At 71.0% G+C, this 15011-nt stretch carries 16 protein-coding genes; 7 read left to right on the forward strand and 9 right to left on the reverse strand.

Annotation, left to right across the window (positions count from 1 at the left end; translation table 11 throughout):
- Window positions 1-90: 90 nt before the first annotated feature.
- Both fabI and fabG read right to left on the reverse strand, forming a co-directional pair.
- A complete protein-coding gene (gene fabI, locus ACZ51S_RS25705; protein WP_388944688.1) occupies window positions 91-861 on the reverse strand; it encodes an enoyl-ACP reductase FabI in 771 nt (256 codons plus the stop codon).
- Between the two features lie 5 nt (window positions 862-866).
- Window positions 867-1586 (reverse strand): 3-oxoacyl-[acyl-carrier-protein] reductase, encoded by a 720-nt coding sequence (gene fabG / locus ACZ51S_RS25710; protein WP_388944685.1) that lies wholly within the window; start codon window positions 1584-1586, stop codon window positions 867-869.
- Between the two features lie 145 nt (window positions 1587-1731).
- Between fabG and ACZ51S_RS25715 the strand changes: the two genes are divergently transcribed.
- Genes ACZ51S_RS25715 through tyrS form a run of 3 tightly spaced genes read left to right on the forward strand, consistent with a single transcriptional unit; the run spans window position 1732 to window position 6009 of the window.
- Entirely contained in the window at window positions 1732-3294 is a 1563-nt protein-coding gene (locus tag ACZ51S_RS25715) for a TldD/PmbA family protein (RefSeq protein ID WP_468479526.1), read from the forward strand.
- Window positions 3294-4688, forward strand: a complete 1395-nt coding sequence (locus ACZ51S_RS25720) for a metallopeptidase TldD-related protein (protein WP_468962077.1) — start codon at window positions 3294-3296, stop codon at window positions 4686-4688. Before ACZ51S_RS25715 ends, ACZ51S_RS25720 begins: the two co-directional genes overlap by 1 nt.
- A 52-nt stretch (window positions 4689-4740) precedes the next feature.
- Entirely contained in the window at window positions 4741-6009 is a 1269-nt protein-coding gene (gene tyrS, locus ACZ51S_RS25725; RefSeq protein ID WP_468962079.1) for a tyrosine--tRNA ligase, read from the forward strand.
- 72 nt (window positions 6010-6081) lie between these two features.
- Here the strand turns inward: tyrS and ACZ51S_RS25730 are convergent, their stop codons facing one another.
- Window positions 6082-6360: a GlsB/YeaQ/YmgE family stress response membrane protein gene (locus ACZ51S_RS25730; protein ID WP_388944673.1), complete on the reverse strand. Its 279-nt coding sequence runs from the start codon at window positions 6358-6360 to the stop codon at window positions 6082-6084.
- Window positions 6361-6543: 183 nt separating this feature from the next.
- Between ACZ51S_RS25730 and ACZ51S_RS25735 the strand changes: the two genes are divergently transcribed.
- Together ACZ51S_RS25735 and ACZ51S_RS25740 are read left to right on the forward strand one after the other, a co-directional pair.
- The gene (locus ACZ51S_RS25735) at window positions 6544-6876 is read left to right on the forward strand and encodes a DUF3099 domain-containing protein (RefSeq protein ID WP_388944670.1); all 333 of its coding nucleotides are present in this window, start codon (window positions 6544-6546) and stop codon (window positions 6874-6876) included.
- 137 nt (window positions 6877-7013) lie between these two features.
- The gene (locus ACZ51S_RS25740; RefSeq protein WP_468479523.1) at window positions 7014-7247 is read left to right on the forward strand and encodes a hypothetical protein; all 234 of its coding nucleotides are present in this window, start codon (window positions 7014-7016) and stop codon (window positions 7245-7247) included.
- 35 nt (window positions 7248-7282) lie between these two features.
- Here ACZ51S_RS25740 and moaA read toward each other — a convergent pair whose 3' ends face one another.
- The 3 genes from moaA to ACZ51S_RS25755 form a co-directional block, all read right to left on the reverse strand.
- Complete coding sequence (moaA, locus tag ACZ51S_RS25745) at window positions 7283-8272, reverse strand: GTP 3',8-cyclase MoaA (protein WP_468167306.1); 990 nt, start codon at window positions 8270-8272, stop codon at window positions 7283-7285.
- A gap of 165 nt (window positions 8273-8437) precedes the next feature.
- Entirely contained in the window at window positions 8438-10075 is a 1638-nt protein-coding gene (locus ACZ51S_RS25750) for a solute symporter family protein (protein WP_468479521.1), read from the reverse strand.
- Window positions 10072-10434 (reverse strand): DUF485 domain-containing protein, encoded by a 363-nt coding sequence (locus ACZ51S_RS25755; protein WP_468479520.1) that lies wholly within the window; start codon window positions 10432-10434, stop codon window positions 10072-10074. Before ACZ51S_RS25755 ends, ACZ51S_RS25750 begins: the two co-directional genes overlap by 4 nt.
- Before the next feature lie 68 nt (window positions 10435-10502).
- Here ACZ51S_RS25755 and ACZ51S_RS25760 point away from each other — a divergent pair, with 68 nt between their 5' ends.
- Both ACZ51S_RS25760 and ACZ51S_RS25765 read left to right on the forward strand, forming a co-directional pair.
- On the forward strand, window positions 10503-10679 hold the full coding sequence (locus tag ACZ51S_RS25760) for a hypothetical protein (RefSeq protein ID WP_468479519.1): 177 nt from the start codon (window positions 10503-10505) through the stop codon (window positions 10677-10679).
- Window positions 10680-10691: 12 nt separating this feature from the next.
- Complete coding sequence (locus ACZ51S_RS25765) at window positions 10692-12233, forward strand: S8 family peptidase (protein WP_468803189.1); 1542 nt, start codon at window positions 10692-10694, stop codon at window positions 12231-12233.
- 62 nt (window positions 12234-12295) lie between these two features.
- On the opposite strand, the gene ACZ51S_RS25770 is transcribed toward ACZ51S_RS25765, so the two are convergent.
- From ACZ51S_RS25770 to ACZ51S_RS25780, 3 genes are read right to left on the reverse strand one after another with little or no spacing between them, the layout of a single operon-like run.
- The gene (locus ACZ51S_RS25770; RefSeq protein WP_468480169.1) at window positions 12296-13339 is read right to left on the reverse strand and encodes a zinc-dependent alcohol dehydrogenase family protein; all 1044 of its coding nucleotides are present in this window, start codon (window positions 13337-13339) and stop codon (window positions 12296-12298) included.
- A 19-nt stretch (window positions 13340-13358) separates the two neighbouring features.
- Window positions 13359-14057 carry a lysoplasmalogenase gene (locus tag ACZ51S_RS25775; RefSeq protein WP_468803187.1) on the reverse strand — a complete coding sequence of 233 codons (699 nt, stop codon included), beginning with the start codon at window positions 14055-14057 and terminating at the stop codon, window positions 13359-13361.
- Complete coding sequence (locus tag ACZ51S_RS25780) at window positions 14054-14965, reverse strand: sterol desaturase family protein (protein WP_468480167.1); 912 nt, start codon at window positions 14963-14965, stop codon at window positions 14054-14056. Before ACZ51S_RS25780 ends, ACZ51S_RS25775 begins: the two co-directional genes overlap by 4 nt.
- Window positions 14966-15011: the final 46 nt, after the last annotated feature.

Raw genomic sequence — 15011 nt, forward strand, 5'->3', positions numbered from 1 at the left:
CCGCTCCCGGCTCCGCGCACGGAAACGGCGGTGGCCGCGCCTTCCGGGAGGAAGGCGCGGCCACCGCCGTACGGGGGGACGGTCCGGGGATCAGGCACCCATCGCGTGCAGGCCGCCGTCCACGTGGACGATCTCGCCGGTGGTCTTCGGGAACCAGTCCGACAACAGGGCCACGACGCCCTTGCCCGCCGGCTCCGGGTCGCTCATGTCCCACTCCAGCATCGAGCGGGAGTTCCAGACGTCCGCCAGCTCCGAGAAGCCCGGGATGGACTTGGCGGCCATCGAGCCGATCGGACCGGCCGAGACCAGGTTGCAGCGGATGTTCTCCTTGCCCAGGTCACGGGCGAGGTAGCGGCTGGTGGCCTCCAGGGCGGCCTTGGCCGGGCCCATCCAGTCGTACTGCGGCCAGGCGTACTGCGCGTCGAAGGTGAGGCCGACGACGGCCGCGCCCTCCGCCGGGAACAGCGGCTTGCAGGCCATGGTCAGCGACTTCAGCGAGAACGCCGAGACGTGCATGGCGGTGGCCACCGACTCGAACGGGGTGTTCAGGAAGTTGCCGCCGAGGGCGTCCTGCGGGGCGAAGCCGATGGAGTGCACGACCCCGTCGAGGCCGCCGAGCTCGTCACGGACGAGCTGCTCCAGACGGGCCAGGTGCTCGTCGTTGGTGACGTCGAGCTCGATCACCTTGACCGGCTTGGGCAGCTTCTTGGCGATGCGCTCGGTCAGCGTCGGCCGCGGGAACGCCGTGAGGATGACCTCGGCGCCCTGCTCCTGGGCCAGCCTGGCGGTGTGGAAAGCGATGGACGACTCCATCAGCACCCCGGTGATGAGGATGCGCTTGCCCTCGAGAATTCCGCTCATGGTGATCAGTGACCCATGCCCAATCCGCCGTCAACGGGAATGACGGCTCCTGTGATGTACGCGGCGTCGTCGGACGCCAGGAAGCTGACGGCCGCCGCGATCTCCTCGGGCCGCGCGTAGCGGGCGAGCGGCACGTTCGCCACGATGGCCGCGCGCTGCTCGTCGGTGAGCACCTTCGTCATGTCGGTGTCCACGAAGCCGGGGGCGACCACGTTGAAGGTGATGTTGCGGGAGCCCAGCTCGCGGGCGAGCGAGCGGGCGAAGCCCACCAGGGCCGCCTTGGAGGCGGCGTAGTTGGCCTGGCCGGCCGAGCCCAGCAGGCCGACGACCGAGGAGATCAGGACGACGCGGCCCTTCTTGGCCCGGAGCATGCCGCGGTTGGCGCGCTTGACCACCCGGAAGGTGCCGGTGAGGTTGGTGTCGACGACGGACGCGAAGTCCTCCTCCGACATCCGCATCAGCAGCGTGTCCTTGGTGATGCCGGCGTTGGCCACCAGCACCTCGACGTTGCCGTGCTTCTCCTCGATCTCCTTGTAGGCCTGCTCCACCTGCTCGGAATCGGTGATGTCGCAGCGCACCGCCAGCACACCGAGCGAGGTGAGCTCCTGGGGGGGCTCTCCCGAGCGGTACGTGATGGCGACCTTGTCGCCGGCCTCTGCGAAGGCTCGGGCGATGGCGAGGCCGATGCCCCGGTTTCCTCCGGTGACGAGAACCGAGCGGCTCAACGGATCACCCTTTCCCTAGCGGTCTGAATAGCAAAAACCTATAGGCCGGGCCGGTCATCCGGAGAATCGGGCTCCGACAGGGCCTCGCGACGGGCTCTGTCGAGTCCCTACAGAAAGAGGTAGGCACAGTGGCCCCGGGCGCGACATGATCGGGGCGACCGGCCCCGACCCCGGGAGGACTCCCGTGCCCCATTCCATCGACGCGGCTTTCACCGCGCTGCCCCTGCGGGCTCTCGCCGACGCGGCACTCGCCCGGGCGCGCGCGCTGGGCGCCGACCATGCCGACTTCCGGCTCGAGCGGATCCGCAGCGCCTCCTGGCGGCTGCGCGACGCCAAGCCCTCCGGCGGCTCCGACACCACCGACCTCGGTTACGCGGTCCGGGTGGTGCACGGCGGCAGCTGGGGCTTCGCCTCCGGCGTGGACCTGACCATGGACGGCGCGGCCAAGGTGGCCTCGCAGGCCGTGGCCATGGCGAAGCTGTCGGCCCAGGTGATCAAGGCCGCCGGCTCCGACGAGCGGGTGGAGCTGGCCGAGGAGCCGGTGCACGCGGAGAAGACCTGGATCTCCGCCTACGACGTGAACCCCTTCGAGGTACCGGACGCCGAGAAGTCGGCCCTGCTCGCCGACTGGAGCGCGCGGCTGCTGGCGGCCGAGGGCGTCGCGCACGTCGACGCCTCGCTGCTCGCCGTCCACGAGAACAAGTTCTACGCCGATACCGCGGGCACCTCCACCACCCAGCAGCGGGTGCGCCTGCACCCCCAGCTCACCGCGGTCGCCGTCAACGGCACCACCGGCGAGTTCGACTCCATGCGCACCATCGCCCCGCCCGCCGGGCGCGGCTGGGAGTACCTGACCGGCACCGGCTGGGACTGGGACGCCGAGCTGGAGCAGATCCCCGCCCTCCTCGCGGAGAAGATGCGGGCCCCCGGCGTCGAGGCCGGGCGCTACGACCTGGTCGTGGACCCGTCCAACCTGTGGCTCACCATCCACGAGTCCATCGGCCACGCCACCGAGCTCGACCGGGCGCTGGGCTACGAGGCGGCGTACGCGGGGACCTCCTTCGCCACCTTCGACCAGCTGGGCACGCTCAAGTACGGCTCCTCGATCATGAACGTGACCGGGGACCGCACCGCCGAGCACGGCCTGGCGACCATCGGCTACGACGACGAGGGCGTCGAGGCGCAGAGCTGGGACCTGGTCAAGGACGGCGTCCTGACCGGCTACCAGACCGACCGGCGCATCGCCCGGCTGACCGGCCTCGGCCGCTCCAACGGCTGCGCCTACGCCGACTCCCCCGGGCACGTGCCGGTGCAGCGGATGGCGAACGTCTCGCTCCAGCCGGATCCGGGCGGGCTCTCCACCGAGGACCTGATCGGCGGGGTGGAACGCGGGATCTACGTGGTCGGCGACCGCTCCTGGTCCATCGACATGCAGCGTTACAACTTCCAGTTCACCGGGCAGCGCTTCTTCCGGATCGAGAACGGCCGGCTGGCCGGACAGCTGCGCGACGTCGCGTACCAGGCCACGACCACCGAATTCTGGGGCTCGATGGAGAAGGTCGGCGGCCCGCAGACCTACGTCCTGGGCGGCGCCTTCAACTGCGGCAAGGCCCAGCCGGGCCAGGTCGCGGCGGTCTCGCACGGCTGCCCGTCGGCCCTGTTCCGCGACGTGAACATCTTGAACACCACCCAGGAGGCCGGACGCTGATGTCGCCGAACCGCACGAAGCCCCACGAGATCGTCGAGCGGGCCCTGGAGCTGTCCACCGCCGACGGCTGCGTCGTCATCGCGGACGAGGAGTCCAGCGCCAACCTGCGCTGGGCCGGCAACGCGCTCACCACCAACGGGGTCACCCGCGGCCGGACCCTGACGGTCATCGCCACGGTCGACGGCAAGGAGGGCACGGCCTCGGGGGTCGTCTCGCGCTCCGCCGTCACCGCCGCCGACCTGGAGCCGCTGGTACGGGCCGCCGAGGCGGCCGCGCGGGCGGCCGGGCCCGCCGAGGACGCCCAGCCGCTGGTGACCGGAACCCCGGCCTCCCCGGACTTCACCGACGCGCCGGACGAGACCTCCTCGGCGGTGTTCGCCGACTTCGCCCCGGCCCTCGGCGAGGCCTTCGCCCGGGCCCGCGCTGGCGGCCGCGAGCTGTACGGCTTCGCCAACCACGAGCTGACCTCCACGTACGTCGGTACCTCGGCCGGGCTGCGGCTGCGCCACGACCAGCCGAACGGCACCCTGGAGCTCAACGCCAAGTCCCCGGACCGGCTGCGTTCGGCCTGGGCCGGCCGGGCCACCCGCGACTTCAAGGACGTGGATCCGACCGCCCTGGACGCGGAGCTCGCCGTACGCCTGGGCTGGGCGGAGCGGAAGGTCGAGCTGCCCGCCGGCCGGTACGAGACCCTGCTGCCGCCGACCGCGGTGGCCGACCTGCTGATCTACCAGATGTGGTCGGCGGCCGCCCGGGACGCGGCGGAGGGCCGGACGGTCTTCTCCAGGCCCCGCGGCGGCACCCGGATCGGGGAGCGGCTCTCGCGGCTGCCGCTGACCCTGCGCAGCGACCCGAACGCGCCGGGTCTGGAGTCCGCTCCGTTCGTGATCGCGCACAGCTCCGGCGACGACGCGTCGGTCTTCGACAACGGCCTGCCCGTCCCGGCGACGGAATGGATCCGCGAGGGGGAACTGGCGCGGCTGACCACGACCCGGCACAGCGCCGCGCTGACCGGGCTGCCGCTCTCCCCGGCCTTCGGGAACCTGATCCTGGACGGGGGCGGCGAGAAGTCCCTGGAGGAGATGGTGGCGGGCACCGAGCGGGGTCTGCTGCTGACCTGCCTCTGGTACATCCGCGAGGTCGACCCGGCCACGCTGCTGCTCACGGGCCTGACCCGGGACGGGGTGTACCTGGTGGAGAACGGGCAGGTCACGGGCGAGGTCAACAACTTCCGGTTCAACGAGTCGCCGGTGGACCTGCTGTCGCGGGCCTCGGAGGCGGGGCGGACCGAGAGGACCCTTCCGCGCGAGTGGGGCGACTGGTTCACGCGGGCCGCGATGCCTCCTGTCCGCATCCCGGACTTCAACATGAGTTCGGTCAGCAAGGGCGTCTGACCCACCTAGACTGAGCTCGGCATTTCCACATTTCGCAAGGAGTCGAGAGACCGTGACGGACATCGTCGACGAACTGAAGTGGCGCGGGCTGTTCGCCCAGTCCACTGACGAAGAAGCGCTGCGCAAGGCCTTCGCGGACGGTCCCGTCACGTTCTATTGCGGCTTCGACCCGACCGCGGCCTCCCTGCACGTGGGGCACCTGGTGCAGGTGCTCACCGTGCGCCGGCTCCAGCAGGCCGGCCACCGGCCGCTGGCGCTGGTCGGCGGGGCCACCGGTCAGATCGGTGACCCGCGCCCGACGGCGGAGCGCACCCTGAACGACCCGGAGACGGTCGCGAACTGGGTGAACCGGCTGCGCACGCAGATCGAGCCGTTCCTGTCCTTCGAGGGCGAGAACGCGGCGGTCATGGTGAACAACCTGGACTGGACGGCGGGCCTGTCCGCCATCGAGTTCCTGCGGGACATCGGCAAGCACTTCCGCGTCAACAAGATGCTGACGAAGGACTCGGTCGCCAAGCGGCTGGACTCCGAGCAGGGCATCAGCTACACGGAGTTCAGCTACCAGCTGCTCCAGGGCATGGACTTCCTGGAGCTGTACCGCCGCTACGGCTGCACCCTCCAGCAGGGCGGCTCCGACCAGTGGGGCAACCTGACGGCGGGCCTCGACCTGATCCACCGGGTGGAGCCGGGCGCGCAGGTGCACGCGATGGCGACCCCGCTGATGGTGAAGGCGGACGGCACCAAGTTCGGCAAGTCCGAGAGCGGGGCCGTCTGGCTCGACCCGGAGATGACCACCCCGTACGCGTTCTACCAGTTCTGGCTGAACGTGGACGACCGGGACATCTCCACCTACATGCGGATCCTGTCCTTCAGGTCCCGTGAGGAGCTGGAGGAGCTGGAGGCGCAGACCGCGGAGCGCCCGCAGGCGCGGGCGGCCCAGCGGGCGCTGGCGGAGGAGCTGACCACGCTGGTGCACGGCGCGGAACAGTGCGCCGCCGTGATCGCCGCGTCGAAGGCGCTGTTCGGCCAGGGCGAGCTCGCGGAGCTGGACGAGGCCACGCTGGCCGCGGCCCTCTCCGAGCTGCCGCACGCCCGGGTCGCCGAGCTGGGCCCGGTCGTGGACCTGTTCGCCGAGACGGGCCTGGTCGCCAGCAAGTCCGCGGCCCGCCGGACGGTGAAGGAGGGCGGCGCCTACGTGAACAACGCGAAGGTCACCGCCGAGGACGCGGTCCCCGCGCCGGAGGACCTGCTGCACGGGCGCTGGCTGGTGCTGCGCCGCGGCAAGAAGAACCTGGCCGCGGTGGAGGTCACCGGCGCCTGAGGGCGCGACCACGGCCGAGGGGCCGGTGCGGACTCCATCGTCCGCACCGGCCCCTCGGCCGTGCCGCCGCCGTCAGACGGTGTGGCGTCTGCCGCCCCGGAGGGCCATGTAGATCATGTCGCCGAGGCCGACGACGACGACGGCTCCGGCGAGCTGGAGCAGGTGCCGGATCCAGTCGATGCCCTTGGTGTCCTCGACGCCGATCCATCGTGAGACGGCGTTGCCGAGGACCGCGCCGACGATGCCGAAGATGGTGGTCAGCCAGAGGGGCTGGTGCTGCTTGCCGGGCAGGACGGCCCGGGCGATGAGGCCCAGCACGAAACCGACGATGATCGCCCACAACCATTGCATGTCGAGCCTCCTCGTGGCGCGTTGTGCGCATGTGCGCCCAGTCTCGGCCCATCCGGCGTACGGCGCATTTCGGACACTGCCGTTCGGGGAACACCCCCCCCCTCTCCTCCCCGCGAGCGGGAGCGGCGTACCGTGGACTGGTCCGGACCGGGAGCGTCCGGCGGGCTGATCGGGTGGTGGAGCATGCAGCGGACGAAGCGGAACGGACCCGAGGTCTTCCGTATCACGGGAGCCCGGATGGGCCTGGCCGAGGACGTACGGGGGCGCCAGCGCCGGTACGTCATCTCGATGGGGATCCGGACCCTGTCGGTCGTGGCCACGGTGATCCTGTGGAACGTGGAGCGCCATGTGGCGGTCGTGACACTGGCCGCCGGGCTGCTGCTGCCGTACATCGCCGTCGTCATCGCCAACGCGGGGCGCGAATCGACGCCCTCGCTGCCCTCGCACTTCATGCCGGCCCCTGTGCGCCCCGCACTGGACCCGGGAAACCTCAATAAAAGCTCAGATCAATCATGAAGTTCCGGTGCACCGCACCGGGTCGTGCGTGACATACTGCCTACGCGCTCCGCATCCCCCGTCGGAGCGACGGACCGACGCCGGGCAGCTCCCCCCGTGGCTGCCCGGCGTCGCCGTTCCGTTCTAGGGTTGGGGCCGTGACTTCTCCCGAAACCCCGACCTGCTCCGCCAAGGGCTGCCGCGACGCGGCCGTATGGGTCCTGGCGTGGAACAACCCGAAGCTGCACACGCCGGAGCGCCGCAAGACCTGGCTGGCGTGCGGGGAACACCGCGAACACCTCTCCCAGTTCCTGGGGGTCCGCGGCTTCCTCAAGGACGTCGTGAGGCTGGAGGACTGGGTCCAGCCCGAGGGCTCCGAGCGCGAGCGCTAGGCCCGGTCGTCTCGGCGGGGGCCCGCCGGGAGGCGTCAGCCGCCGATCGCCGACATGGGGCGGTCGGGCTGGAGGAAGGACGGGTCGTCGAGTCCGGACCCGGCCTTCTTGCCCCACATCGCCACCTTCCACAGGCGGGCGATCTCCTCGTCCGGGGCGCCCGAGCGCAGTGCGGACCGCAGGTCGGACTCCTCGGTGGCGAACAGGCACGTACGGACCTGGCCGTCGGCGGTGAGCCGGGTACGGTCGCAGGCGCCGCAGAACGGGCGGGTGACGGAGGCGATGACCCCGACGGTGGCCGGGCCGCCGTCGACCAGCCAGCGCTCGGCCGGGGCGGAGCCGCGCTCCTCGGCGCCCTCCTCGGTGAGGGTGAAGCGGGTGCGCAGGGACTCCAGGATGTCCCCGGCGGTGATCATGCCCTCGCGCTTCCAGCCGTGCTGGGCGTCCAGCGGCATCTGCTCGATGAAGCGGAGCTCGTACTCGTTCTCCACGGCCCAGGCGAGCAGGTCGGGCGCCTCGTCGTCGTTCAGCCCCGGCATCAGGACGGCGTTGACCTTGACGGGGGTCAGGCCGGCCTCGCGGGCGGCGGCCATGCCGTCGATGACGTCGTGGTGGCGGTCGCGGCGTGTGAGGGTCTTGAAGACCTCGGGCCGCAGGGTGTCCAGGGAAACGTTCACCCTGTCCAGGCCGGCGGCCTTGAGGGCCTGGGCGGTGCGCTTGAGGCCGATGCCGTTGGTCGTCAGCGACATCCTGGGGCGGGGCTCCAGGGCCGCGCACCGTTCCACGATCCCGACCAGGCCGGGCCGCAGCAGCGGCTCGCCGCCGGTGAAACGGACCTCGGTGATGCCGAGGCTCGTCACGGCGATGCGGATCAGCCGGACGATCTCGTCGTCACTCAGCAGATCGGACTTTCCCAGCCACTGCAGGCCCTCCTCGGGCATGCAGTAGGTACACCGCAGGTTGCACCGGTCGGTGAGTGAGACGCGCAGGTCAGTGGCCACGCGGCCGTACGTGTCGAGAAGCACTGTGGGCCCCCTCCCCTGTCCGGTTCTAGAGGTTCTATGGCTCGAGCCTACGCGACCCGTGTGTCGTGGAGGGATGCCCGAATGAACGATACGTAACGAGGCCGCGTCGTAGGGAAGTACGACGCGGCCACGCACGGTGTTCGTACGGTCTCGGGGAGCCCCCGGTCAGTGGGCCCCGGTGCCGGTGAGGGAGCGCACCTCCAGCTCGGCGAACTTCTGCGGATCGGCCTCCTCCTTGGAGAGGACCGTTCCCAGCCACCCCAGCAGGAAGCCGAGGGGGATGGAGATGATCCCCGGGTTCTCCAGCGGGAACCAGTAGAAGTCGGCGTCCTTGAACATCGAGGTGGGCTTGCCCGAGACGACCGGCGAGAAGAGGACGAGCCCGACCGCCGAGATCAGCCCGCCGTAGATCGACCACAGCGCGCCCCGGGTGGTGAAGCGCTTCCAGAAGAGGCTGTAGAGGATGGTCGGGAGGTTGGCGGAGGCGGCGACCGCGAAGGCGAGGGCGACCAGGCCGGCGACGTTCATGTCGCGGGCGAGGGCTCCGAGGAAGATGGCGACGGCGCCGATGACCACGGTGGACCAGCGGGCGGCGCGCACCTCCTCCTTCTCGGTGGCCTTCCCCCTGCGGATGACGTTCACGTAGATGTCGTGCGCGAAGGAGGACGAGGAGGCCAGGGTGAGGCCCGCGACGACGGCGAGGATGGTGGCGAAGGCCACCGCCGAGATCACCGCGAGCAGGATCGCGCCGCCGGTGGAGTCCGCGCCCCCGCCGATCTCCTGGGCGAGGAGCGGTGCGGCGGTGTTGCCGGCCTTGTTGGAGGCCAGGATGTCGGCCCGCTTGAGCAGGGCCGCGGCTCCGAAGCCGAGGGCGATCGTCATCAGGTAGAAGGCGCCGATGATGCCGATGGCCCAGTTCACGGACTTGCGGGCGGCCTTGGCGGTGGGGACCGTGTAGAAGCGGATCAGGATGTGCGGCAGACCGGCGGTGCCGAGGACGAGGGCGAGGCCGAGGGAGATGAAGTCCAGCTTGGTGAGCCCGTCCTTGCCGTACTTGAGCCCGGGCTCGAGGAACTTGGTGCCCTGGCCGCTGTTCTCGGCGGCCTGGCCCAGCAGGGCGGAGATGTTGAAGTTGAACTTCAGCAGCACCAGGAAGGTGATGAGCAGGGCGCCCGCGATGAGGAGGACCGCCTTGACCATCTGGACCCAGGTGGTGCCCTTCATCCCGCCGATCGTGACGTAGACGATCATCAGCAGGCCGACCAGGGCCACGACGGCGACCTTGCCGCCGTCGCTGGTGATGCCCAGGAGCAGCGAGACGAGCACGCCGGCCCCGGCCATCTGGGCGAGCAGGTAGAAGATCGAGACCACGATGGTGGAGGTGCCGGCGGCGGTGCGGACGGGCCGCTGGCGCATCCGGTACGCGAGGACGTCGCCCATCGTGTAGCGGCCGGAGTTGCGCAGCGGCTCGGCGACGAGCAGCAGGGCCACCAGCCAGGCCACGAGGAAGCCGATGGAGTACAGGAAGCCGTCGTAGCCGAAGAGCGCGATGGCCCCGGCGATGCCGAGGAAGGACGCGGCGGACATGTAGTCGCCGGAGATGGCCAGGCCGTTCTGGAACCCGGTGAACTGGCGGCCGCCCGCGTAGAAGTCGGCGGCGTCCTTGGTCTGGCGGCCGGCCCAGACGGTGATGATGAGGGTGGCGACGACGAACAGCCCGAAGAGGGTGATGATCAGCGGGCGGTGCTCGCCCGCCCCGGCGGCGACCGTCACCGCGGGGACCGCGCTCGTGCTCGTGGTCATGCTCCGGCCTCCATGCGTTCCTTGATGGCCTCGGCCTTGGGGTCGAGCTTGGCGGCGGCGTGCCGCGAGTACAGCCAGGCGATCAGGAAGGTCGTCAGGAACTGGGCGAGGCCGAGGACCAGAGCGACGTTGATGTTGCCGAAGAGCCTGATCCCCATGAAGCCGCCCGCGTAGCTGGACAACAGGACGTAGAGCAGGTACCAGGCGGTGAAGGCCACGGTGAGCGGGAAGGCGAACGACCGGTAGGAGCCGCGCAGTTCGGCGAATTCCGGGCTCTGCTGGACGCGCGTGAACTCTTCGGCCGACGGACGGACCGGTCCCGCGCCGCCCGGCGGCGGCGCTGCTGCTTCGGTGGTCACGGGGGGTTCTCCTTGTGACGCGGGTGCGGTGGGGACGACGGACAAAACAACCTCCGTGTGGGGGGACGGTGGTGCTGATCCCCCCTGTCAACGGCACGGCCGGCGTGTCGGGACGGTTCAACACCCGCTGTTACTTCAAGAACTTCTTTCTCGAACTCATGGCGCAATCAGGCACGTCGGCGCTAGGTTCGCGTGTCATGAACCCGTCGCGCGCGACCGCGCGCGGACGGCTTTTTGACGGATGATGTGGAGAACCCATGGCTCATCTGGGACACGGCCGCCGGCGAGTTCTCGCCGTTCCGGTCGGCCTGGCGCTCACGGCCTCGCTCGCCTTCCTGCCCTCGGTGGCCGCCTCGGCGGCGCCGCTGGGCACCACGGCGGACTCGGTGACGGCATCGAAGACCGCCGCCACCGGCCCGAAGCTGTCCTACGTGGCGAACCTGAACGTGTACGCCACGACGACGGCGGCGAAGAAGGCCATCGAGCGGGCCGGTGGGACGGTGGTGATCGCCCACGAGCAGATCGGGGTCATCGTCGCGCACTCCGAGAACCCGGACTTCGCCAAGCAGCTGCGGGCGCAGCGCGGCCTCTTCGTCTCGGTCGGCGCCACCCGCACGGCCCCCCTCCAGCCGGTGCAGACCACCGATGAGGGCACGACCCAGCGGCTGAGCGCGGAGGCCGCCGCCAACGCGGCGGCGCAGGCCGAGCCGGGTCAGGAGCCCCTGGAGTCCAACCAGTGGGACCTGCGGGCGATCAAGGCCGACGCGGCGCACAAGATCAACGATGGCAGCACGGACGTCACCGTGGGCGTCATCGACACGGGTGTGGACGACACTCACCCCGACTTGGCGCCCAACTTCTCCAAGGAGCAGTCGGCCAACTGTGTCGGCGGCGTCGCCGACACCAGTGAGGGCGCGTGGCGTCCGTACGCGGACGGCAGCGACCACGGCACCCACGTGGCCGGCACCATAGCCGCCGCCCGCAACGGCGTGGGCATCAGCGGTGTCGCGCCGGGCGCGAAGGTCGCCGGCATCAAGGTGAGCGAGCCCGGGAACGGCCTCTTCTACACCGAAGCGGTCGTGTGCGGCTTCATGTTCGCCGCCGAGAAGGGGATCGAGGTGACCAACAACAGCTACTACGTCGACCCGTGGCTCTACAACTGCAAGGCGGACGACGACCAGAAGGCGCTGGTGGAGGCCCTCGGCCGGGCCACCAAGTACGCCGAGCGCAAGGGCGTCCTCCACGTGGCCTCGGCCGGCAACTCCAACCACGACCTGGCCGCGGACTCGATCCTCGACGACTCCAGCCCGAACGACTCCACCCCGGGTCCGCGCACGATCGACCCGAAGGTCTGCCTGGACCTGCCCACCCAGCTGCCGGGCGTGGTCACCGTGAGCGCGACCGGTGACAAGGGCTTCAAGTCGTACTACTCCACCTACGGCCTGGGTGTCGTCGACGTGGCCGCCCCCGGCGGCGACAAGTGGCAGGTCCCCGCCACCCCGGACGCCAACGGCCGCGTACTGTCGACCGTCCCCGGCGGCTACGGCTACAAGCAGGGCACCTCGATGGCCGCCCCGCACGTGGCGGGCGTCGCGGCGCTGCTGAAGAGCGCGCACCCGACGGCCACGCCGTCCCAGCTCCAGGCCATGCTGAAGGCCCAGGCCACGAAGACGGCCTGCCCGGAGCAGGTCTACGACAACACCGGCAAGCTGATCGACGCCACCACCTGCACCACCAAGTGGGGCCAGACGGCGTACTACGGCTCGGGCGTGGTCGACGCGCTCAAGGCCGTCAAGTAACGGCACACGCGTGAAGGGGCCGGGCGGGGTGTTTCCCCGCCCGGCCCTTCACGTCCGCCGGTTCAGGGCTTGATCAGGACCTTCAGCGCGCTGCGGTCGTCCATCGCGCGGTAGCCGTCCGGGACCTCGTCCAGCGAGATGGCCCGGTCGAAGACGGGGGCCGGGTCGATCGCGCCGCTCAGCACGTCCTCCAGCAGCTCCGGGATGTAGGCCCGGACCGGTGCCACGCCGCCGCGCAGGGTGATGTTGCGGTCGAACATCACGCCGAGGTCGAGGCCGGTGCCGCTGCCGTGCGGGACGCCGACGTAGCCGATGGCGCCGCCGTCGCGGGTGATGTTCACGGCGGTGCGCATGGACATCTCGGTGCCGACCGCTTCGATGACGGCGTGGGCGCCCTGGCCCCGGGTCAGCTCGCGCACGGCGGCCTCGGCGGCCTCCCCGCGCTCGGCGACCACCTCGGTGGCCCCGAAGGACTTCGCGATGTCCGTACGGGCGCTGTGGCGGCCCAGTGCGATGATCCGCTCGGCGCCGAGCCGCTTGGCCGCGAGGACGCCGCACAGCCCGACCGCGCCGTCCCCGACGACGGCCACGGTGGAGCCCGCGCGGACGCCGGCGCCCAGCGCGGCGTGGTGGCCGGTGCCCATGACGTCGGAGAGCGCGAGCAGCCCGGTCAGCAGGTGGTCGTCCGAGACGGCCTCGGCGGGCAGCTTCACCAGGGTGCCGTCGGCGTGCGGGACCCGGACGGCCTCGCCCTGGCCGCCGTCGTGGCCGACAGAGCCCCAGAAGCCGCCGTGCGCGCAGGAGGTGTACAGGCCCTCGGAGCAGTAGTCGCAGGTGCCGTCGGACCACATGAACGGGGCGACGACGAGGTCCCCGGCGCGCAGGCCGGAGACGGCGGAGCCGGTCTCCTCGACGATGCCGAGGAACTCGTGGCCGATGCGCTGGCCGGGCTGACGCGCGGCCTCGCCGCGGTAGGCCCAGAGGTCGCTGCCGCAGATGCAGGCGCGCAGGACGCGGACGACGGCGTCCTCGGGGCGCTGGATCGCAGCGTCGGGCACCTCCTCCACGCGGATGTCGTGCGGGGCGTGGATGACGGTGGCGCGCATGGTGGTGCAGCCCTCCGGATCAAATGGTTGAGTCTTGTATGACCTCCCTACGGTACGCCTGCCCCCGGGTGATCGCGCCCAGCGCCAGAAGGTACTGGGCGGCGAGGTACGTGGCCATGATCCAGAAGTCGGGCCGCGGGAGCTGGGGCCACTCGGCGACCCCGGTGGCGATGAGGGTGTCGGACAGCAGGAACAGCGCCCCGCCGGCGCCCGCCGCGCGGCCGAGGGCGCTGGAGCGGTAGGCCATGGCGGTGAGCAGCAGGCTGTACCCGGCCACGGGGATCCGCAGGTCCGCCGGCAGGTCCGGCCACAGCAGCGCGACGGTCCCGACGAGCGCGACGGCGTACGCGCCCCCGAGCGCGGGGCTCGTCCCGACCCTGCCGAAGAGGAACAGGTAGCAGACGTGCCCCAGGGCGAAGGAGCCCATCCCGACGAGGAAGGCGGGCTCGGCGTCGAAGAGCAGGGCGAGGTCCCCGCCCCAGCCGAAGAGCAGGGCGGCGACCAGCGGCCGGGGCGCGCCGCGGGTCAGCACGTACCCCGCCAGCAACGGCATCAGCAGCGGCTTGGCGAGGACGTGCCCGAGGTGCCAGTCGGCCAGCAGCGAACCGAGGTCGGCGGCGGCCGCCGCGCCGAAGGCGGCGAGCAGGACGCGTCCGGCACGTCCGGCGGCCACCGGCCGCGCCGCCCAGGAGGGCGTACGGGTCCCGGCGGCGCTCACGCGGCGCGCTCCGGCGCCTTCGCGGCGGGAGCAGCGGCGGGAGCGGGACCGGCGGCCCGCGCGGCATCGGCGCGCTTGGCCGCCGGCTGCCAGCCGGGGCCCCGGAACACCCGCCCGGCGCGCTCGCGCCAGCTGTCGGCGGCGCGTACGTCGCGGGCGATGGCGGCGTACTCGTGGGTGGCGACGCGCAGCGGGTTGTGGGTGTCGATGTTCTTGGTGAGCCCGTAGACGGGCCGCTCGGTCTCCCCCACCCAGGACCCGAACATCCGGTCCCAGACGATCAGGATGCCGCCGAAGTTGCGGTCGAGGTAGCCGCCTTGGGAGGCGTGGTGGACGCGGTGGTGGGAGGGGGTGTTGAAGACGTACTCGTAGGGCCTCGGCAGTTTCCCGATGCGCTCGGTGTGCACCCAGAACTGGTAGAGCAGGTTGATGCCGTAGCAGAACGGGACCGCCGCCGGGTGCACCCCGAGGGCGACCATCGGCAGGTAGAACCACCACGTGGTCGCGCTGGTCCACGGCTGGCGCAGCGCGGTGGTGAGGTTGAACCTGCGGCTGCTGTGGTGGACCACGTGGCAGGCCCACAGGATGCGGATGACGTGGTGGAGCCGGTGCTGCCAGTAGTAGAGGAAGTCCTGGACGAGCAGCATCAGCAGGGCGGTCCACCACAGGAACGGCACCCGCAGCGGGGTCAGTTCGTAGACGGCGGTGAAGACGGCGACGACCGGGATCTTCCACAGCAGGTCGAAGCCGATGCTGCCGAGCCCCATGGTGACGCTGGTGACCGCGTCCTTGGTGTCGTAGCCGGCGGCGTCCTCGTCGGGATGGAGCCGGTAGCTGACCACCTCGATGACGGTGAGCAGTACGAAGGCGGGTATGGACCACAGCACGACATCGGGCAGATTTGGCATGGGCGCACCTTAGGGCGGGTTCCGGGCTGCCGCCAGGGGTTGTTAC

Source organism: Streptomyces sp. NPDC034043, from assembly GCF_055575675.1.